Source organism: Nostoc sp. 'Lobaria pulmonaria (5183) cyanobiont' (genome assembly GCF_002949795.1).
In the GTDB taxonomy this organism is placed as follows: domain Bacteria; phylum Cyanobacteriota; class Cyanobacteriia; order Cyanobacteriales; family Nostocaceae; genus Nostoc.
Genome location: NZ_CP026692.1, coordinates 1,779,668 through 1,799,188 on the forward strand (window position 1 = coordinate 1,779,668; position 19,521 = coordinate 1,799,188).

The window sequence follows — 19,521 nt, forward strand, 5'->3', positions numbered from 1 at the left end:
CGTTTTGACAAATTATATTTTTTTTGTCATAAACACGGGGTCTCAGAGTAAAATGACCATGAAAGCTGCAATCTTAAAGACGTTCGGATCGCCACTTGCCGTCGAGACTTTACCTGACCCTGTGCTGGGTACGGGGGAGGTCATTGTTGATGTCGTGGCTGCCCCGGTACTGTCTTACACCAACGAGGTCTTCAGCGGCGAACGGCAGTATCTGCTGAAGCTGCCGGTGGCCCCGGGATGCGGAGCCGTCGGACGGGTAAGGTCTGTAGGACCGGACGCGACGCGGCTGGTCACTGACGACTGGGTAGTGTGCGATCCGACCGTGCGCTCGCGCGACAACGCCCTAACCCCCGACATCACCTTACAAGGCTGGAGCGCCCGCGGCGAAGGAGGCTTGCGCTTGCAACAGTATTTTCACCACGGCTCCTTTGCCCAGCAGATGCTGGTGCCGACGGAAAACGCCATCCCGGTCGGCGCGCTTGACCCTGCGGAGGCGGGGCGCTGGTGCGCGCTGGGTGTGCTGCTGGTACCGTATGGCGGGCTACTGGCGGCCAACCTACAGGCCGGCGAGACGCTATTGGTCAGCGGGGCCACTGGCAACTATGGCAGCGCCTGCGTGGCCGTGTCCCTGGCGATGGGTGCGGGCTGCGTCGTCGCACCAGGCCGCAACGAGCGGGTACTGGCGGACCTAGTGCGTCGGTTTGGCGACCGTGTGCGCCCCGTGCATCTCACCGGCCACGAGGACGACGACCGGGAGCGGATGCAGCGGGCGGCCCCCGGACCCATTGACTGCGTGCTGGACATCCTGCCGCCCTCGGCGGGCACGACCCCGGTGCGGGCCGCTGTCATGGCGGTACGGCCTTATGGGAGGGTAGTGCTGATGGGGGGCGTTGGGATGCTGGGAGGTTCCGGACTAGAACTACCTTACCCGTGGATCATGAGGAACTGCATCACTATACACGGCCAATGGATGTATCCACGCGAGGCTACCATCCGCCTGGTCGGTCTCATCCGATCCGGACTCCTGGATCTGGGCAATTTCGACATCACGGCATTCGATCTGGACGACGCAAACGAAGCCGTCGCGCACGCTGCTGCCAATGGCGGTCCCTTCAAGTTGACCGTGATCCAGCCATGATGATCGTGCAGTTTTGCTTACTGTAGCCATATTTCTGCGACTACGGCAAGTAGAACTGTGCCAAAACTGGTTATTGTACGCGCTCGTAGTTAATTCAAGTGCTAAAACTGTTGTGAAGTAAAGGCTCCAGCCATTACGATCGGATTTTTTGTAAAAATGCTTTTTCGCTCAGTGCCACTTTTGGGTGAGAAAATTAATGTCAAATTGATTGCTGTTTGCGTCCTTTGAAAAGGAAAAAATCCCACTTTAAATGAAGCTGAAATTATTGTTTGACAAGGGCTTTAGGAGTTGGTCTAATTCCTTAGCGTACAATAAACCCGTTTTGGCACAGTCCTGCCATTTTTGGCACTCATCGGGATAACTTGCCCATCAATTAGTTCTACCCTTTCATCCTCTGTAATAATACCCGTTTCAAACATTCGGTGATATTCGTTTACAGTCCACAGACGCACTCTAGTACCGCAAGGCGGAAGTCAAAAGTCAAAAGCCAAAAGTCAAAAGAATTATATTCCAAGCTCTTGCGCCATTTGAAATGGTATGTTTATTTGCGCCATGTTGTACTAGTTTGTGTCATTGTATTTCCTTTAGCCATCGGACATCACTTTTAGGCGATTATCCCTTACTCTCAAATTTGGCAGCATCTATAATTAATCTTGCCCTATTTAGTTCGTTACCATGTCGGAAGAAGATATCCGAGCCGCGAGGCTGGAAAAAGTAGAACAACTTAAGCAGCTAGGGACTAATCCTTATGCCTATCGTTGGGAATCTACCCATCATGCAGCGCAATTGCAAGAAAAATTTGCCGATTTATCCAGTGGGGAAGAAGTTGATTTAGAAGTTGCCATAGCCGGACGCATTATGGCGCGTCGCGTTTTCGGTAAATTGGCTTTCTTCACTTTGCAAGATGAAACCGGTACAATTCAGCTTTATCTCGATAAAAATCGCATCCAAGAAAGCATGGCAAATATTGATGCCGACGCCTTCAATCACCTGAAGCAACTTACAGATGCAGGCGACATTCTCGGAGCCAAAGGTACTATTAAACGGACTGAAAAGGGCGAGTTATCTGTCTACGTTAAACAATATACTATCCTCACTAAATCCCTGTTGCCGCTACCCGACAAGTGGCATGGATTAACGGATGTTGCCAAACGCTATCGTCAGCGCTACGTTGACTTGATTGTAAACCCGGAAGTGCGGCAAACTTTCCGCCGTCGCGCCCAAATTACTGCTGGTATTCGCCGCTATTTAGAAGAACGGGATTTTCTGGAAATTGAAACACCGGTTTTACAAAGTGAGACTGGAGGTGCAGATGCACGTCCATTTATCACCTACCACAACACTTTAGAAATGGAGTTGTATCTGCGAATTGCTACAGAACTTCATCTCAAACGGCTGATTGTGGGTGGTTTTGAAAAGGTATTTGAATTGGGGCGAGTTTTCCGCAATGAGGGAATTTCGACTCGACATAATCCCGAATTTACAACGATTGAAATTTACCAAGCCTACGCCGACTACAACGATATGATGGCGTTGACTGAAGGGATTATTACCACTGTTGCCCAAGAGGTACTCGGCACATTGGAAATCACCTACCAAGAGGAACCGATAGATTTAACACCACCTTGGCGACGGGTAACAATGCACGATTTAGTTAAAGAATTTACGGGCTTGGATTTTAATTCGTTCCAAAGTTTGGAAGAAGCAAAAACAGCAAGCAAAAATGCTGCTATTCCTGGTATAGATGAAGCCCAATCAATTGGTAAGTTACTAAATTTAGCCTTTGAAGAGAAGGTAGAAGCTAATTTAATTCAACCTACCTTTGTAATTGATTACCCTGTAGAAATTTCGCCCCTAGCAAAACCTCACCGTTCTGTACCTGGTTTGGTGGAAAGATTTGAGTTATTTATAGTCGGGCGAGAAACTGGGAATAGCTTCTCAGAACTTACCGATCCCATCGATCAAAGAGAACGCTTAGAAGCTCAAGCGGCGCGGAAAGCTGCTGGCGACTTAGAAGCCCAAGGAGTAGATGAAGACTTTCTGACAGCTTTGGAATATGGTATGCCACCTACAGGTGGTTTAGGGATTGGGATCGATCGGTTAGTGATGTTATTAACCGATTGTGCCAGTATTCGGGATGCGATCGCCTTTCCTTTACTCAAGCCAGAAAAATCAGAATCATCCCCAGATGAAGCCAGTAGTAACAATTCGTAATTGAACCGGGGACTAGGGACTGGGTACTGGGGAAGATTTTAATTCCTCCTCATCTTCCTAATCCCCACAGTCCTTATACCACTACTTTTTCTAAGATCAGCTTAGAACGTTTCACTTGCTCAGGAATCACTACGGGATAATCTCCAGTGAAGCAAGCAGAACAGAAACTATTGGTGTCTTCTCGTGTCGCTTCTAGCATTCCCTCCCAACTGAGATAGGCGAGACTGTCTACTTGCAGTTGCTTGGCAATTTCTGCTACTGACTTGGTAGCAGCAATCAGCTGATCCTGAGAATCGGTATCGATGCCATAGAAGCAAGGATGAGTTACAGGCGGAGAAGAAATTCGCATGTGTACTTCTACTGCACCTGCATCACGCAAAGTTTTGACTAGTTTACGGCTGGTAGTACCGCGTACAATCGAGTCATCTACAATAATCACTCGTTTCCCTGCCAACACATCTTTGAGGGGGTTGAGTTTCATCCGCAGACCCGATTCCCGCATCATTTGGGTTGGTTGAATGAATGTTCGCCCAACATAGCGATTTTTAATCAGTCCTTCGCCGTAAGCGACACCAGACACTTGGGAAAATCCAATAGCAGCAGGTATACCAGAATCAGGAACACCAAAGACAATATCGGCATCTACAACAGATTCTTTAGCTAGCTGGTGTCCTAATCGCATTCGATAGCTGTACAAACTCTCGTTGTGCATGACGCTATCAGGGCGAGCAAAGTAAATCATCTCAAAGATACACAATTTCCGCTCGGATTTTTGGCTCCAATGATAAGAAGCTAAACCTTCTTCAGTGATCCAAACTAATTCACCTGGTTCTACATCTCGCAGGTATTCGGCTCCAATAATGTCTAAACCACAAGTCTCGGAAGCCAAAACGTAACGGACTGGATTACCAGCCAAAGTGCCGATTACTAAGGGACGGATGCCATTGGGGTCACGGACACCCATAACGCCGACGGGAGTACCAATAACTAAACTAAAGGCTCCTTGGCAACGGTGAAATGCCTGAATTGCACCTTCTAGCCAATCAGCGCCCGTATCTATGGCTTCGGCGATCGCAAAAGCGATCATTTCTGAGTCTGTTGTCGTGACTAAGTTACATTTATTCTCAAGCAACTCTTGACGTAGTTGCACGGTATTGACTAAATTACCATTATGTGCAAGAGCTAATGTACCTAAACGGGTTTCTAGCACTGCGGGTTGGGCATTAACTTTGCGGCTAGAACCTGTGGTGGAATAACGAGTGTGACCAACAGCAAGGCGACCGGGCAATTGATCCAAGATAGATTCATTAAAAACTTGAGACACCAAGCCCATATCTTTGTGGAGATGTACTTGTGTTCCCTCAAAGGTAGCAATACCAGCTGATTCTTGACCCCGATGTTGAAGGGCATACAATCCAAAGTATGTCAGTTTAGCAACGTTTTCTCCTGGGGCGTAGATGCCAAAAACACCACAAGCTTCTTCTGGCTTGTCAGGCTGATTTTCATGACTATTGATTGGGTTGTTGGTCTGGTCGGGGTATTCATCCGAAGTGACAGAATGAATAGAAATCATGCTAGCTTTGCTCCTGGTGGGGGGGTCAATCAATTTTGGATTTGAGATTGACGATTTTGGATTGATCGCACCGTAGTAAAGATGCGGCTTGGGATTTGAGAATGGCTATTTTAGATTTGTTTTGCCCAGTAAGAGCAAGATATGAACTAGAAGCAACGCCCCTAATCGTTCGACTGAGCGTAGCCGAAGTCCAAAATCTAAAATTTAAAATCTCAAATTGGTAGTCAGTCACTGGGATTATATGGATGGCTGCGGAGTTCTTAACAAATCTTTAACCATCCATTAAAACAGTACCGTAAATTTGCTCAGAGACGCTAGTAAAAGAGTGAAGAGTTAGGAGTAAGGAGTTATGCTTTTTATTCCTAGTTCCTCACTTTCAACTCTTAACTTATTCGGGAGTATTGGTATGGATGGTGAGACGTCTAGCGATCGCATGGAAATAGCGATCGTTCATATCTTCTATACTAACTTTGATTAAGGTTTGGTTATCAGTGGTGAAAACCCCCAAACCCGTCTCCAAATTACCAACTACACCGAGTTTTTGCCAGTCTTGACCTAGATGTTCCTGTAAATATGATTCCCAAATTTCTTGTTGTGCTGATGCTACAGAAACTAAAATTCTGGCACCACCTTCGGCAAACAACACTTCATCGAGGCGGTTTAACTGTGTTGATGCTATTTCTAAATTGATTTCGGCACCAAGATTGCCAGCAAGACAACATTCGGCTAGAGCGATCGCCACTCCCCCCTCAGCAGAATCGTGGGCTGAACGTACCCAACCATTACGAATTCCTTCACGACAAACTTTCTGGACGCGGCGTTCCAAGTCAAAATCTACCTGTGGTGATTTTCCGGCAACAGTCCCGTGGATAGTGGCTAAATATTCAGATGCTCCCAAACAGATTTTAGATGTCAGAGGCAATCCGAGAAGATAAATCACATCGCCGGATGTTTGCCAACCTTGCCCACAAATTTTGGTTATATCGGGAATCAAGCCCACCATGCCGACAACAGGAGTGGGATAAATGGGTTGGGGGATGCCTTGAGAATCGAGAGTTTCATTGTACAAAGAGACATTTCCGCCCGTGACTGGTGTCGCCAATTCTCGGCAACCTTCCGCCAAACCGCGACAAGCTTCTGCCAATTGCCAGTAACCAATGGGTTTTTCTGGGGAGCCAAAATTCAAGTTATCCGTTACTGCTATAGGTTCTGCACCCACACAGCTAAGATTGCGTGCAGCTTCTGCCACCACTGCCTTAGCTCCTTCGTAAGGGTCAAGAAAAACATAACGAGGATTGCAATCTACCGTGGCAGCAACACCGCGTTGGACATCGGGAATTCTTCTCTGCTCCTCTGCCCCCCCGCTCCCCCGCCCCCTATCCTCTTCCAGGGGGCGCAAACGGATAACAGCTGCATCTGCACCACCTGGCAGCATGACTGTATTATTTTGTACTTGATGGTCATACTGACGATATACCCAATTTTTAGAAGCGATCGTCGGTGTATCGAGCAAAGTTAAGAGAATATCATTCCAACTTTGCAGTCTTCCTTGGAGTTCTATTCCAGCAGTTGTAGAAGGAGGTAAGGAATCAGCAGTCCATTCCCAAGCTTGACGCGCATATTCTGGTGCTTCTGCCAATAACTCCCGATTATACAGTGGGGTATTCTCTGCCAAAGCCTCGGCGGGAATTTCTGCTGCTACTTCACCCTGAAAAAGAATCCGCACAATCGGTTCAGCGATGACTGCCCCAGCAACAACGGCTTGAAGTCCCCACCGATGGAAAATTTCGATTAATTCTTGCTCACGCCCTTTATGAGCAACAAACAGCATTCGTTCTTGAGATTCCGAAAGCAGATATTCATAAGGAACCATCCCCGTTTCTCTGACGGGAATGTTATCTAAATCTAGTTCAATTCCCACACCACCTTTTGCTGCCATCTCTGAGGTAGAACAGGTGATTCCCGCTGCTCCCATATCTTGGGCGGCGACAACTGCACCCGTCTTAAATGCCTCAAGACAAGCTTCAATTAACGACTTTTCTAAAAAGGGATCGCCCACTTGCACAGCAGGGCGATCGTCTATGGATTGATCGCTCAATTCTGCACTAGCAAAACTCGCGCCTCCCATGCCGTCGCGCCCAGTCGTGGAACCAACATACAGCACGGGGTTGCCTAAGCCAGATGCTCCAGATTTGACGATTTCTGGTGTTTCCATCAATCCTAGTGCCATAACGTTCACCAGAGGATTACCAGAGTAAGCAGAGTCAAAGTAAACTTCGCCACCAACGGTGGGTACTCCCACACAGTTACCATAATGAGAGATTCCTGATACGACACCAGTGAATAGCCGTTGGGTTTTGGCATCTTTTAGGGAACCAAAGCGCAGCGAGTTTAATATGGCAATGGGACGCGCACCCATTGTAAAAATATCTCTGAGAATACCTCCTACTCCCGTTGCGGCTCCCTGAAAGGGTTCCACCGCTGAGGGATGGTTGTGAGATTCTATCTTAAAAGCTAGTTGGAGTCCATCACCCAAGTCTACAACACCAGCATTTTCACCAGGCCCCACCAGGATATGGGGGCCATCGGTGGGAAATTGTTTGAGTAGAGGTCGAGAATTTTTATAACAGCAATGCTCAGACCACATGACGCCAAACATTCCCAGTTCAGCTTTGTTAGGATGACGTCCGAGCCGACGGACAATTTCTGCGTATTCTTCTGGTTTAAGACCTTCAGCAGCAATTTCTTGGGGGGAAAAGGCTGGTTTTGAGGTTGCAGTCATGGAAGTAATGCACTTTGGGGGGACAGAGCATTATTCTATCGATTTACTTGCCCTGTAAGTACACTTCCAGAAATGCAGATAATTCTTCTTTGGATATTTCTTTCTGAACTACTTGAATCACCAAGTTGTAAGCTTGCTCTTGAGATAGGTTGAGAGTGTAGCCATTTAAGTTCAAAAAAGTAAGCATAACAGCGAAAGCGGTACGCTTATTGCCATCAATAAACGGATGGTTCATTGCTAAATGATAAAGGTACGCTGCTACTTGTTCGTGAATTGTTGGATGGAGAAGTTCACCGCCAAAAGTAGCTTGAGGTTGTGCCAGTGCTGAATCTAGCAAACCTTCGTCTCTAATACCTGATGTTCCACCAAATCTTTGAATTTGGCGTTGGTGAATATCTAAGACTTGAGAAATAGTAAGAAATTTAGGAGTCTGCAAGCTTAAGGAATACCTCTTCCCATTCTTTTTCAACTGCTAAGTAAGCCTGCCATACTTCTTCATCTGAGGCAATGTGATTTGAGGCAGTATTTTCTAATTTGTCTTCATTTTGTGCAATTTCGCGCAAATATTTGGCAAAATCAGGAATATTTAATAATATTTTTTCACTAGCTTCGTTTTCTTCTATTTTTTGTAGATAAGCAATAATTGCAACTGCTACTCGCAACTTCTCACGAGAAAGTTTACGCAAACGGCTTTCAGCTTCTGATAAATAATTGCTGTGCTTTTGTTCTGTTGCCATCGTTACCCCAAGCTAGGTTTTTTACCAGTTGTGAACCACTTCTGCTGCTAACTCTAGCTTATCGCGCTATTGTGTTTCCTGTAGATTGAGGCGCGATCGCTCTTCAATTTAAACTCTAACTAAATACTTATATTTCCATCTTGGTAAATATTGGCAGAAGATGCTTGTGCAGCCTTTCTTACAAGCAAACTTGTTTCTTGGATGGCGGGGTAATAAAACCTCAGAATGCACTCAACAGGATTATTCCGACAATGAGGTAGACAAGATGAAGATCAATACCACACCAAATGCTTTAATCTTTAAAGATAACTTGATTTTTTAATCTTGGTGAAATTTCTAGATCCTTTACTTACGTGAATCTAGTGTCTACTCAGAGATTATCCGGGTATATGCAGTTTAGATGTAACAATCAAGTGACGAGAATCACACATATCGATGATTAGGATCGTCTCCCAGCGATCGCTAACTAGGCATAATTAATGACAACTGAACTCTAGCCGAGTCATTAATAGGGAACACACTTAAATAGCCGACAGCCTTAATCAAGGACTGTCGGTTTTTTGTATTTGTCATTAGTCATTAGTCATTAGTCATTAGTTAGATGCCCACTTGCCCTGAGCGACTTGTGCCGAGCGAACGCGAACAGCGTCTCGTAGAGAAGCCGTTCGCGTAGCGTCCCGCAGGGAAGCTATGCCCAATACTTCTCTACGAGACGGATGCTAGGCACTCAGTGCCCCATACCCATATCCATAAAATTTCCCCACAACTGGTTGGTAACTTGACAGAGATTTTGCCACAGCCACTACCAAATGTGGGGAAGGTATGATCAAATTGGGGATTTTATGCCTATCGAGTGCTAATACCTCACACTCACTCTAGTAGATCGAAAGTATATTCCTAGAACCAGCACACACTTTGTATTAAGACATCGCTTGAATGATGTAATCAAAGTAAGGTGCTGCTTCGGCAGCGTCTTCTGCACTCAGTAAGCTAAGGGAGGCTGTTTTGAGGGAATTGATCGCTTCTACCATTCCAGGCACGGGAACGCCCAATGAATTGTACATTTCCCGCACACCAATCACACCGATTTTTTCAATTGGCTCTATGTCACCGGCAAGTACACCATAGGTAATTAGGCGTAAGTACCAGCCAAAATCACGGATGCATAAAGAGCGTTGGCGTTCACCGTAAGCATTACCTCCAGGGGAGATAAAGTCAGGACGCTTCTGCCAAAGTTGTTTGGTTGCTTCCTGAACTATCTTTTTTTCGTTTTCGGCTAAGGTAGTCACAATCCGCGTCCGTTGTACCCCGGTTTGCAAAAAGTCTTTGATATTTTTAAGTTCGCCACTGCTGGGATAACGCAGTTCGTCGTCGGCTTTGAAAATAACTTGGCTAATTACAGTCATGATTATTGAAATCACCTGAAATATTATCTGTTAGTTTAGCGAGTCGGAGGTACACAAGTGAAGGGATAGGAGCTACTTATGTATTGAATTTATTTATTTGGGGAGAGTGAGGAGTAGGGAGTGGGAGTGGGGAGTGGGGGAAATGACAAATGACCAATGACCAATGACTAATGACCAATGACTAATGACCAATGACTAAAATAATTTGGCAACAGGGTGAATTAATTGAAGTGACGATCGCTAATCTGAGTGATACAGGCGATGGTGTAGGACGTGCTGATGAACGTGTAGTGTTTGTTCCAGAGACTGTCCCAGGCGATCGCGCCATTGTCCGCTTGGTTCATGTTAAACCTAAATACGCCTACGGTAAGCTCCAACAGCTATTATCACCATCCGCCCACCGGATCAGACCCAGTTGTATTGTGGCTGATAAGTGCGGTGGTTGCCAGTGGCAGCATATTAATTATGATTACCAGCTAGCAGCCAAGCAAAATCAAGTTATCCAAGCTTTGGAACGCCTTGGCGGTTTTATCCAACCACCAGTAGATCCGGTACTTGCTGCCCCTTCTGCTTTCGGCTACCGTAACAAATCTACATATCCTTTGGGTATATCGGCAACAGGACAGGTACAAGCTGGTTACTATCAAAAAGGTAGTCACCAATTAATTAATTTAAATCAATGTCCAGTCCAAGATGCGCGATTAAATCCCTTACTTGCCGAAGTTAAGCAGGATATTCAACAACGAGGTTGGCGAATCTATGACGAACAGCGCCATCTTGGACAAATTCGCCATCTTGGTTTACGCATTGGCCGACACACAGGGGAAATGTTGCTGACTTTCGTGGTGAAGGACTGGAATTTATCAGGAATTGAAACCCAAGCCCAGGAATGGTTAAAGCGTTATCCGCAGTTAGTAGGAGTGTCGCTCAATCGCAATAGCGATCGCACAAATGCTATCTTTGGATCAGAAACCCGTTGCATCGCTGGAGTACCCCAGCTGCGTGAATATTTTGCTGGACTGGAATTTCAAGTACGCCCAGATACATTTTTCCAAGTATATACAGAAACGGCAGAGGCTCTATTGCAGGTAATTCAATCAGAACTCAATCTTCAAGGGCATGAGTTCCTGGTTGATGCCTACTGTGGTATAGGGACTTTAACTTTACCCCTCGCCAAAAAAGTTCGTATTGCTACAGGATTAGAAGTGCAACCAGCAGCAGTAGAACAAGCTATTTTGAATGCCCACCGCAACGGAATTGATAATGTGACATTCCAAGTCGGGGCAGTAGAGAAATTGCTTCCCCAAATGGGCACAATACCAGAAGTAGTAATACTCGATCCGCCACGTAAGGGGTGCGATCGCGCAGTCATAGATACTTTACGGCAATTGAAACCATATCGGATCGTTTACGTCAGCTGTAAAGTAGCTACCCTCGCCCGCGACCTGAAATTGCTTTGTCAAGATGGGCAATATACCATTACACGGGTACAACCTGCTGATTTTTTTCCTCAAACTGCTCATGTTGAAACTGCCGCCTTTCTTGTGCTATCACATTTTGACAAGGGTAGTAATTCCTTCAAAAAAACTGAAATTTGAAATTTTTAGTCTAGTGCATACTAAAGATGCTAAAATTGAATTAAGCGAAAAATAAAAATTCCTTTTGTTTAAATAAATTCAAGTAGCATAGGTTATTAAAAACATGAAGAAGATTGTGTGAATTATAAATCGGTAACTAATTAGAGTATGCCAATACTCTCTAAAATTAACAGCATATTTTTAATTTGCTGACCTGATTATCAAATTTATTCCAGCCGATATATACCGAAACAATCCGAATTCAGACTATAAAACCAATGCTCCCTAGCATTTTCAAAATTTAGTTTTAAAGACGCAAGTTTGAAGGCAGCATGACCACCTCAAGTTTTATCAGGGTGACTGTAATAGCAAACTGATGTCTAGCTAACTGAAAGCTATGGGGTTTCTCTTGTGATTACTATTTCACTCCGTCCAGTTGGACGTTATTGGGGCACTATTAGTTTTGCCTCAACCCTCTACCTTTGTCCCATATTAGACTTATTGTTGGCAGAAATTCCAGCAAGATTACAAGCAGAACTGCGGCTAGGACTTCAAGAGGCCCTAGTCAACGCAGCTAAACATGGTAATAATCTCGATCCGAGTAAAACAGTTGTAGTTCGTTTTTCCGTAATCGATAATCAATATTGGTGGATAATATCAGACCAGGGTAGTGGCTTTACTCCTTCATCTACTAGTAATGAAGAACCAACAGACTATCTTCCACCAGATGAATCAGAAAATGGTCGTGGTTTATGTCTTCTGCATCAAATTTTTGATCAGGTAGAGTGGAACCGTAAAGGCACAGAATTGAGGCTTTGTAAACAAATGGAAAATCGCCGGGGATTATCTCTGCGACGATAAAAAGGGAGTAGGGAGTGGGGAGTGGGAAAAGCTATTAGTTGATTGATTTTTTCTCTACTCCCTATTCCCTACTTGCCGTGAGTCGGACAGGGAGGGGCAGAAATAGAGCGATCTAACCAACCAACTGCCTGTTGTAATCTAGCTTGAGCTTCTTCTGGCTGATTCTTTAAAAGATACACAATCGCTGCTGCCACTTGTTCATTAGCGCGGGAATTGCGGTTAGACTTGAGGCGATGCCAATCGTTAGGGGAAATAGTCAGCCTTTCCATAAGGGCTTGAGCTAGTTCCAGAGTAGTAAGTTCATTCAGTTGACTGGTTTTAGGCAGCTGAGTAGATTGAGACATAATTATGAGTGCTGTTAGCGATAGTGGGGCGTTTAGCCCGTGATGAGTGCTGAGTGCTGAGTCAAAAACTCGTAGTTTTAATTTTGACTATTGGCAGGTCGCATTTAATCTTAGTTTACTATTTGTACATGAAGCCGTCTAAACAATCACAATCGCCAGGGGAAACTCCCGAACCAGATTTTGAACAAGAACTAGAAGAAGTAGAGCGATCGCTCCTATCCTTGAGAGAACGGTATGAGCAAGTACAGCGCGATCGGCAACAACAGGCACAATGGCAACAGCGCCGCGATCAACTAAAGCACAATAAATCTCAGACACCAGAAATCAAAGCAGAGTTAAGGCAAATTCAACAGCAGTTGGAAATGCTAGAACTAAACTTAGAAAGTCAGTTATTTTCTTGGCGTAGCCTCAAAAAACCTTTCTGGCAAGTCGTCCGCTTTGGTGGAATGGGCGTTATCATAGGCTGGATATTAAAGTCTTATGCTGGATAAATATGGTAAATCGACGGATTGCAGAAATATTGCGAAGTGGCCAACCTGATGAGTCCCTCCAAGTGCAAGGCTGGGTGCGGACAAAGCGCGAGTCCAAAGGGTTTGCTTTTATTGAAGTCAATGACGGCTCATCACTAGCTAATTTGCAAGTCGTGATTAATCAGGATTTGCCAGATTATGAAGCTATATTGAAAAAATTGAATACGGGTACTGCTGTCGAGGCGACAGGGGTATTAGTGGCTTCTCTGGGTAAAGGACAGCGAATTGAGTTGAAAGCCGAGACGGTGAAAGTTTACGGAGAAGCTGATCCCGATACATATCCCCTGCAAAAAAAACGCCATTCCTTTGAGTTTCTGCGAACCATTGGACATTTGCGATCGCGTACCAATTCCTTTGGTGCAGTTTTTCGCGTCAGAAATGCTTGTTCAGCAGCAATTCACCAATTTTTTCAAGAAAGAGGCTTTTTGTGGGTACACACACCCATCATCACTGCTAGCGATTGCGAAGGCGCGGGTGAACTGTTTAGCGTTACCAGTTTAGATTTAAAAAATATTCCCCGCACAGAAAACCAAGCAGTAGATTACAGCCAAGACTTTTTTGCTAAACCTACATATTTAACAGTTAGCGGTCAGTTGGAAGCGGAAGTTATGGCGATGGCGTTTAGCAACGTCTACACATTTGGTCCTACCTTCCGTGCAGAAAATTCCAACACCTCGCGCCACCTAGCAGAATTTTGGATGGTTGAGCCAGAAATGGCTTTTTGTGACTTAGAAAACGATATGGATTTAGCTGAGGCGTTTCTCAAACACATTTTTAAATATGTGTTGGAAACTTGCCCAGAAGATATGGAATTTTTCAATGAACGCATTGATAAATCTGTGTTGTCCACAGCCGAAAATATTATTAATAATCAGTTTGAACGCTTAACTTATACAGAAGCCATCAAACTTTTAGAAAAAGCTGATGTTAAATTTGAATATCCCGTGAGTTGGGGTTTAGATTTACAATCAGAACACGAACGCTACTTAGCTGAACAATTATTTAAAAAGCCTGCGATCGTCACAGATTATCCAGCGCAAATCAAAGCTTTTTATATGCGTTTGAACGACGATGAAAAAACCGTCCGCGCAATGGATATTCTTGCACCGAAAATTGGCGAAATTGTCGGCGGTTCCCAGCGCGAAGAACGCCTAGAAGTATTAGAGCGTCGTGTCTTAGCGCAAGGATTAAAGCCAGAAGACTTGTGGTGGTATCTTGATTTACGTCGTTATGGCAGTGTTCCTCATGCGGGTTTTGGATTGGGTTTTGAACGACTCGTGCAATTCATGACGGGGATGGGAAATATCCGCGATGTGATTCCGTTTCCGCGTACACCGCAAAGCGCTGAGTTTTAGTTTGAGAATTTGAAAACCAGACCATTAAAAATCGCGTCTACACAAACCAAGTCTGTCTAGGCAGACTAATAAAAACTTTGAAACCCGCGAATGCGGGTTTTGCTTGTATGGTCGCATACTTTATAAAGCGATTAGTTAAAATTAAGATTTTTGAATCTCCTCTTGTAAAACTTGAACTTGCTCAATAGATAATTCAGTAACTTGAGCAATTTGCTCTAAACTCATTCCAATTCGCAACAAATTTAAAGCCAACTTTCTTGTTGTTTCTGCTTTGCCTTTAGCTTCGCCTTTAACTTCGCCTTCTTCTAGGATTTGTTGATAAATGACTGATTCACGCATAATCTCATAAGGTTCTATTAATAGAGTTCCCTAAAACTTTGACAAAGTAACATATATAGCGGTTATCACTTCAGTATTAAATTTCATACATAATAAATTAGGGTTACAACAATTGTTGTAACCCTAATTTATTGGCTATATTCAAATTGCTTGATAAACCGCCAGAGAATAACAATTAGCCTCATAACTGCCGAATTATGAGCAATTCTTCACATTTACTATATCTAGATTAATGGTTTGCAAAGGCAAATACTTTCTTGCTTGCCTGCGTGGGATTAAGTGGCGCTAGTGTTAAAAGAAATTGTGAAAAGCATAACCCTCATTCCAGAAATCGAATAGGAAGCTACAATGGCAATTCCAAATAAACAAGTAAAATCTAATACTGATATTTTAGATAATAGACGCACCCAAACTCGTATCCAAGTTCGCATTCCTAAAGACTTGCATGAGAAACCAGTCATTTCACGACTGGTTTCTCACTATGGCATTACAATCATTATTGCTGATGCTCAGGTAAGCGCAAACGTGCCACAATATAGCTGCTTCGATCTGGAACTACGGGGCACTGTTTCCCAGATTGAAAGCGCCTTAACTTACCTGGATGAACTGGATTTAGAAGTTTTGCACCAGTCCAGCCCTGAAGAAGATGGCTGGTAGATTTAGTTAGGAGTTAGGAGTTAAGAGTTAGAAGTTAAAAAATTCATAACTCATAACTCATAACTTTTAACTCTTAACTTTGTTTAAGCCATTTGATTTTCAATCGCCCACCGCGCTAGTTCAGTGCGGTTGTGGAGATTGGTTTTACCTAACATATTGGACACATGGCTTTCAACCGTGCGCTGACTAACATTTAGTTCTTCAGCAATTTCACGGTTAGCTAAACCCCTAGCGACAAACTGGACTACTTTCAGTTCGGTTGGGGTTAATTGCACATCGAAGGGAACCTGGATACGGGAACCGTTTTCGCCTCCTTTTGCTTGGTGTTCTTTCCAACGGATAGTTTGTTTCAGCGAGGATTCAACTTGCGCTACGAGTTCTTCTGGTTCAAAGGGCTTGACCATATAAACATCAGCACCTTTGTTCAGACCTTTAACTCGGTCTGCACTTTGTCCCTTAGCTGAAAGGAAAAGAACCGGAATCCAGCTGGTGCGTTCGTTTTGCCGGACTTGTTCCACAAAAGTATATCCGTCCATTTCCGGCATCATCACATCGCAGATGATCATGTCTGGAACATCTTGCTCTAAAATTTCCAGAGCTTCACGTCCATTCTCAGCGGTGATGACTTCATATCCCCGGAATTCTAAGTAATCCTTCACCAGCAAGATGAGGTTAGGGTCATCATCAATCAATAGAAGTCGTTTGTGATCTTTCATGCTGGGCTCTTTCATAGCAGTGGCACTTGTCGCGCTTCGGTCCATCAAAGTCTTGAATATTTATCCTCTATGGTGGGTTATTCGAGATGTTGTCCTTTTTCCTACTTAACTTGCCTTTGCTGTCTCGAAGTCTCAAAAATGCCGAGCACTTTCAATAGACTAGTAGCTCGATAGCAAAAGTCCAGCAAGGATACGTATAGCAGTAGTATCTATAATGCGCTATTATATATCGCTTTGAAAGGGGCGGGGTAAAAAACACTGATTAAATAATAATCTTTCGGACTTACAAGTAAGTATTGGCTTAAAGATGACCCTACCTCAAAACCAACCCGCACTTTCTTAAAGCTTACTGCTATACCATATCCTTTGATTGTTAAACCTCTATGAGGTGTTCACAAGAAACTAGGGAAGTTTCTGGCAAAAGATGGATTGAAAACGCATATTCTTCAACCGCCATTATGCCTATTAAGCGTTCTCGGATAATCCGTAGGGTAACTTCCGGGTTTGCTTGGCGATACCAGACACCATCAGGGTAAACCACCATTATGGGTCTAGAACAACAAACACGCAAGCAGTTGGGTTTAGTTTTATAGACGGAAATGGGATAACTCTGTTGCGGCTTCTCAAGTTTTAACTCTTGAAGTCGCATTTTTAAGTAATCCTAGAATTCCAGACTAGCTCGTTTTGAGCGGCAATTGTCTGGTCAGCGCAAATAAAAATGTGTCCCTGAATTTTTACAAGTCCTAAATTTTCTACACAATTACTTAGGGTCTTATGTTCCCAAGACTTAGTGTTTTTGGGAATTTGATGCCTGGACTGGATCGCTGTCATTATATTGTTACTCATCGAGCGGCTCCCTGATTACAGTTCTATAACAATTTACAAGCTTGGCAAATAAAGTTGACTAGGGAGTAGGGAATGGAGAATAGGGAAACTCTTAACTCCTAACTCCCTACTCTCCACTGCCCACTCCCTAATCTCTTCGTAACTTACGGAACAAAACCCGCAAGGTATAAATAATTAAGCATTTATACTTGAGTACATCTATGACCCTCTAGTTCGGGAACCCGTACTCAAGGGATTCTTGCCATTGGACGCTACTTTTCGGTAAATTAGCACTCAGGAGTTGAGAGTGCTAAACTGGAGAAAATAATTATGGCAGCTTTATCTTTAAGCGTTTCTACAGTTAAACCTTTAGGCGATCGCGTTTTCGTAAAAGTGAGCGCCTCTGAGGAAAAAACCGCAGGTGGTCTGTATTTGCCCGATACCGCCAAGGAAAAGCCCCAAGTAGGGGAAGTAGTGGCCCTTGGTCCTGGCAAGCGTAATGACGATGGAAACCGTCAGGAATTGGAAATTAAAGTCGGGGATAAGGTGCTGTACTCTAAGTACGCTGGCACTGACATCAAGCTCGGCACTGAAGAATATGTACTGCTTTCTGAAAAAGATATTTTAGCAGTTGTTATCTAATTGTCATTAGTCACTGGTCATTAGTCATTAGCCAATGACAAAAGACAAAAGACAAAAAACAAAAGACAAAAGACAAAGGACAAATAATATGGCAAAGCGCATTATCTACAACGAAAACGCCCGTCGCGCCTTAGAACGAGGCATTGACATCTTGGCTGAGGCTGTAGCTGTTACCCTTGGTCCCAAAGGTCGTAACGTAGTCCTAGAAAAGAAATTTGGCGCACCGCAAATCGTCAATGACGGTGTAACGATCGCTAAAGAAATCGAATTAGAAGACCACATTGAAAACACTGGCGTAGCTCTGATTCGTCAAGCTGCTTCTAAGACCAATGATGCTGCGGGCGATGGTACTACCACCGCTACCGTTTTAGCTCATGCGATCGTCAAAGAAGGCTTGCGGAACGTTGCAGCTGGTGCTAATGCAATTTCCCTCAAGCGTGGTATTGACAAAGCTACTGCCTTCCTCGTAGACAAAATCAAAGAACACGCTCGTCCAGTGGAAGATTCCAAAGCCATTGCCCAAGTTGGTGCAATCTCGGCTGGTAATGACGAAGAAGTTGGTCAGATGATTGCCCAAGCAATGGACAAGGTGGGCAAGGAAGGCGTAATTTCCCTAGAAGAAGGGAAATCTATGTTCACCGAGTTGGAAATCACTGAAGGGATGCGCTTTGACAAAGGCTACATCTCTCCTTATTTCGCTACCGATGCTGAACGGATGGAAGCGGTTTTTGATGAGCCTTTTCTACTCCTGACCGATAAGAAAATCGCTTTGGTACAAGACCTTGTACCAGTGTTAGAGCAAGTAGCTCGTGCTGGTCGTCCTTTGGTAATTATCGCCGAAGATATTGAAAAAGAAGCTTTGGCAACCTTAGTGGTAAACCGTTTACGCGGTGTACTCAACGTGGCTGCTGTTAAGGCTCCTGGTTTTGGCGATCGCCGCAAAGCACTACTAGAAGACATCGCGGTTTTAACTGGTGGTCAACTAGTTACTGAAGATGCTGGTTTGAAGCTAGATAACACCAAGCTGGATAGCCTGGGTAAAGCTCGCCGCATCACAATCACCAAGGACAGCACTACAATTGTTGCCGAAGGTAACGAAGCTGCTGTTAAGGCTCGTGTCGAACAGATTCGTCGCCAAATCGATGAAACCGAATCTTCTTACGACAAAGAGAAACTGCAAGAGCGTCTTGCTAAACTCTCTGGTGGTGTCGCTGTAGTGAAAGTAGGTGCAGCGACCGAAACCGAAATGAAAGACAAGAAACTGCGCCTAGAAGACGCTATCAACGCCACCAAAGCTGCTGTGGAAGAAGGTATCGTTCCTGGCGGTGGTACAACTCTAGCTCACCTCGCTCCCGATTTGGAAACTTGGGCAAAGAGCAATCTTAAGGATGAAGAGTTGATTGGTGCTTTGATTGTGGTTCGCGCCTTACCTGCCCCTCTGAAGCGGATTGCTGAAAACGCCGGTCAGAATGGTGCTGTGATTGCTGAACGCGTGAAAGAGAAAGAATTTAGTGTTGGCTACAACGCTGCAACAAACGAATTCGTCGATTTGTTAGCTGCTGGTATTGTTGACCCTGCTAAAGTAACTCGTTCTGCTCTGCAAAACGCTGCTTCCATCGCTGGTATGGTGTTGACAACCGAATGTATTATAGTTGACAAGCCTGAGCCTAAGGATGGCGCTCCTGCTGGCGCTGGCGCTGGCGGCGGTGACTTCGATTACTAATACTTTGTAGTTACATAATTTGTAAAACAGCTGCTTCCCTTGTGGAGGCGGCTGTTTTTGTTTGAACAGCATTTGGTGAAACCGTTGCCGTAGGCTAGAACA

Annotated in this window: 18 protein-coding genes; 9 read left to right on the plus strand and 9 right to left on the minus strand. The window is 44.6% G+C overall.

Features of this window, described 5'->3' with window-relative positions:
* The first annotated feature begins 58 nt into the window (after positions 1-58).
* Positions 59-1,138 carry an alcohol dehydrogenase catalytic domain-containing protein gene (locus NLP_RS07650; protein WP_104909806.1) on the plus strand — a complete coding sequence of 360 codons (1,080 nt, stop codon included), beginning with the start codon at positions 59-61 and terminating at the stop codon, positions 1,136-1,138.
* A 675-nt stretch (positions 1,139-1,813) separates the two neighbouring features.
* Positions 1,814-3,352: a lysine--tRNA ligase gene (gene lysS / locus NLP_RS07655; protein ID WP_104905875.1), complete on the plus strand. Its 1,539-nt coding sequence runs from the start codon at positions 1,814-1,816 to the stop codon at positions 3,350-3,352.
* A gap of 73 nt (positions 3,353-3,425) precedes the next feature.
* Here the strand turns inward: lysS and purF are convergent, their stop codons facing one another.
* The 5 genes from purF to NLP_RS07680 form a co-directional block, all read right to left on the minus strand.
* The gene (gene purF / locus NLP_RS07660) at positions 3,426-4,925 is read right to left on the minus strand and encodes an amidophosphoribosyltransferase (protein WP_104905876.1); all 1,500 of its coding nucleotides are present in this window, start codon (positions 4,923-4,925) and stop codon (positions 3,426-3,428) included.
* A gap of 388 nt (positions 4,926-5,313) precedes the next feature.
* Positions 5,314-7,707 carry a phosphoribosylformylglycinamidine synthase subunit PurL gene (purL, locus tag NLP_RS07665; RefSeq protein ID WP_104905877.1) on the minus strand — a complete coding sequence of 798 codons (2,394 nt, stop codon included), beginning with the start codon at positions 7,705-7,707 and terminating at the stop codon, positions 5,314-5,316.
* Positions 7,708-7,750: 43 nt separating this feature from the next.
* Positions 7,751-8,143 (minus strand): type II toxin-antitoxin system death-on-curing family toxin, encoded by a 393-nt coding sequence (locus NLP_RS07670; protein WP_104905878.1) that lies wholly within the window; start codon positions 8,141-8,143, stop codon positions 7,751-7,753.
* The gene (locus NLP_RS07675) at positions 8,130-8,444 is read right to left on the minus strand and encodes a hypothetical protein (RefSeq protein WP_104905879.1); all 315 of its coding nucleotides are present in this window, start codon (positions 8,442-8,444) and stop codon (positions 8,130-8,132) included. Before NLP_RS07675 ends, NLP_RS07670 begins: the two co-directional genes overlap by 14 nt.
* Before the next feature lie 920 nt (positions 8,445-9,364).
* Complete coding sequence (locus NLP_RS07680) at positions 9,365-9,850, minus strand: allophycocyanin subunit alpha-B (RefSeq protein WP_104905880.1); 486 nt, start codon at positions 9,848-9,850, stop codon at positions 9,365-9,367.
* 191 nt (positions 9,851-10,041) lie between these two features.
* Here NLP_RS07680 and rlmD point away from each other — a divergent pair, with 191 nt between their 5' ends.
* Positions 10,042-11,448: a 23S rRNA (uracil(1939)-C(5))-methyltransferase RlmD gene (gene rlmD, locus NLP_RS07685; RefSeq protein ID WP_104905881.1), complete on the plus strand. Its 1,407-nt coding sequence runs from the start codon at positions 10,042-10,044 to the stop codon at positions 11,446-11,448.
* Between the two features lie 390 nt (positions 11,449-11,838).
* Positions 11,839-12,288, plus strand: a complete 450-nt coding sequence (locus tag NLP_RS07690; protein ID WP_094348589.1) for an ATP-binding protein — start codon at positions 11,839-11,841, stop codon at positions 12,286-12,288.
* Positions 12,289-12,356: 68 nt separating this feature from the next.
* Here the strand turns inward: NLP_RS07690 and NLP_RS07695 are convergent, their stop codons facing one another.
* The gene (locus NLP_RS07695; protein ID WP_104905882.1) at positions 12,357-12,632 is read right to left on the minus strand and encodes a DUF6439 family protein; all 276 of its coding nucleotides are present in this window, start codon (positions 12,630-12,632) and stop codon (positions 12,357-12,359) included.
* A 128-nt stretch (positions 12,633-12,760) separates the two neighbouring features.
* Between NLP_RS07695 and NLP_RS07700 the strand changes: the two genes are divergently transcribed.
* Together NLP_RS07700 and asnS are read left to right on the plus strand one after the other, a co-directional pair.
* The gene (locus tag NLP_RS07700) at positions 12,761-13,123 is read left to right on the plus strand and encodes a hypothetical protein (RefSeq protein ID WP_104905883.1); all 363 of its coding nucleotides are present in this window, start codon (positions 12,761-12,763) and stop codon (positions 13,121-13,123) included.
* Positions 13,124-13,125: 2 nt separating this feature from the next.
* On the plus strand, positions 13,126-14,517 hold the full coding sequence (gene asnS, locus NLP_RS07705; RefSeq protein WP_104905884.1) for an asparagine--tRNA ligase: 1,392 nt from the start codon (positions 13,126-13,128) through the stop codon (positions 14,515-14,517).
* Positions 14,518-14,658: 141 nt separating this feature from the next.
* On the opposite strand, the gene NLP_RS07710 is transcribed toward asnS, so the two are convergent.
* Positions 14,659-14,856: a hypothetical protein gene (locus NLP_RS07710; protein ID WP_104905885.1), complete on the minus strand. Its 198-nt coding sequence runs from the start codon at positions 14,854-14,856 to the stop codon at positions 14,659-14,661.
* A gap of 348 nt (positions 14,857-15,204) precedes the next feature.
* Between NLP_RS07710 and NLP_RS07715 the strand changes: the two genes are divergently transcribed.
* Positions 15,205-15,513 (plus strand): NIL domain-containing protein, encoded by a 309-nt coding sequence (locus tag NLP_RS07715; RefSeq protein WP_104905886.1) that lies wholly within the window; start codon positions 15,205-15,207, stop codon positions 15,511-15,513.
* A gap of 83 nt (positions 15,514-15,596) precedes the next feature.
* Here the strand turns inward: NLP_RS07715 and NLP_RS07720 are convergent, their stop codons facing one another.
* The gene (locus tag NLP_RS07720) at positions 15,597-16,274 is read right to left on the minus strand and encodes a response regulator transcription factor (RefSeq protein ID WP_012407592.1); all 678 of its coding nucleotides are present in this window, start codon (positions 16,272-16,274) and stop codon (positions 15,597-15,599) included.
* A 328-nt stretch (positions 16,275-16,602) separates the two neighbouring features.
* Positions 16,603-16,878, minus strand: a complete 276-nt coding sequence (locus tag NLP_RS34750) for a hypothetical protein (RefSeq protein WP_234017245.1) — start codon at positions 16,876-16,878, stop codon at positions 16,603-16,605.
* A gap of 506 nt (positions 16,879-17,384) precedes the next feature.
* Here NLP_RS34750 and groES point away from each other — a divergent pair.
* On the plus strand, positions 17,385-17,696 hold the full coding sequence (gene groES, locus NLP_RS07730; protein WP_094348596.1) for a co-chaperone GroES: 312 nt from the start codon (positions 17,385-17,387) through the stop codon (positions 17,694-17,696).
* 88 nt (positions 17,697-17,784) lie between these two features.
* A complete protein-coding gene (groL, locus tag NLP_RS07735) occupies positions 17,785-19,419 on the plus strand; it encodes a chaperonin GroEL (RefSeq protein ID WP_104905887.1) in 1,635 nt (544 codons plus the stop codon).
* Positions 19,420-19,521: the final 102 nt, after the last annotated feature.

Bases quoted from the DNA above. Each gene is read 5' to 3' on its own strand.
- NLP_RS07650 (WP_104909806.1), top strand. From the start codon at position 59: ATGAAAGCTGCAATCTTAAAGACGTTCGGATCGCCACTTGCCGTCGAG.
- lysS (WP_104905875.1), top strand. From the start codon at position 1,814: ATGTCGGAAGAAGATATCCGAGCCGCGAGGCTGGAAAAAGTAGAACAA.
- purF (WP_104905876.1), bottom strand. From the start codon at position 4,925: ATGATTTCTATTCATTCTGTCACTTCGGATGAATACCCCGACCAGACC.
- purL (WP_104905877.1), bottom strand. From the start codon at position 7,707: ATGACTGCAACCTCAAAACCAGCCTTTTCCCCCCAAGAAATTGCTGCT.
- NLP_RS07675 (WP_104905879.1), bottom strand. From the start codon at position 8,444: ATGGCAACAGAACAAAAGCACAGCAATTATTTATCAGAAGCTGAAAGC.
- NLP_RS07680 (WP_104905880.1), bottom strand. From the start codon at position 9,850: ATGACTGTAATTAGCCAAGTTATTTTCAAAGCCGACGACGAACTGCGT.
- rlmD (WP_104905881.1), top strand. From the start codon at position 10,042: ATGACTAAAATAATTTGGCAACAGGGTGAATTAATTGAAGTGACGATC.
- NLP_RS07695 (WP_104905882.1), bottom strand. From the start codon at position 12,632: ATGTCTCAATCTACTCAGCTGCCTAAAACCAGTCAACTGAATGAACTT.
- NLP_RS07700 (WP_104905883.1), top strand. From the start codon at position 12,761: ATGAAGCCGTCTAAACAATCACAATCGCCAGGGGAAACTCCCGAACCA.
- asnS (WP_104905884.1), top strand. From the start codon at position 13,126: ATGGTAAATCGACGGATTGCAGAAATATTGCGAAGTGGCCAACCTGAT.
- NLP_RS07710 (WP_104905885.1), bottom strand. From the start codon at position 14,856: ATGCGTGAATCAGTCATTTATCAACAAATCCTAGAAGAAGGCGAAGTT.
- NLP_RS07715 (WP_104905886.1), top strand. From the start codon at position 15,205: ATGGCAATTCCAAATAAACAAGTAAAATCTAATACTGATATTTTAGAT.
- NLP_RS07720 (WP_012407592.1), bottom strand. From the start codon at position 16,274: ATGGACCGAAGCGCGACAAGTGCCACTGCTATGAAAGAGCCCAGCATG.
- NLP_RS34750 (WP_234017245.1), bottom strand. From the start codon at position 16,878: ATGCGACTTCAAGAGTTAAAACTTGAGAAGCCGCAACAGAGTTATCCC.
- groES (WP_094348596.1), top strand. From the start codon at position 17,385: ATGGCAGCTTTATCTTTAAGCGTTTCTACAGTTAAACCTTTAGGCGAT.
- groL (WP_104905887.1), top strand. From the start codon at position 17,785: ATGGCAAAGCGCATTATCTACAACGAAAACGCCCGTCGCGCCTTAGAA.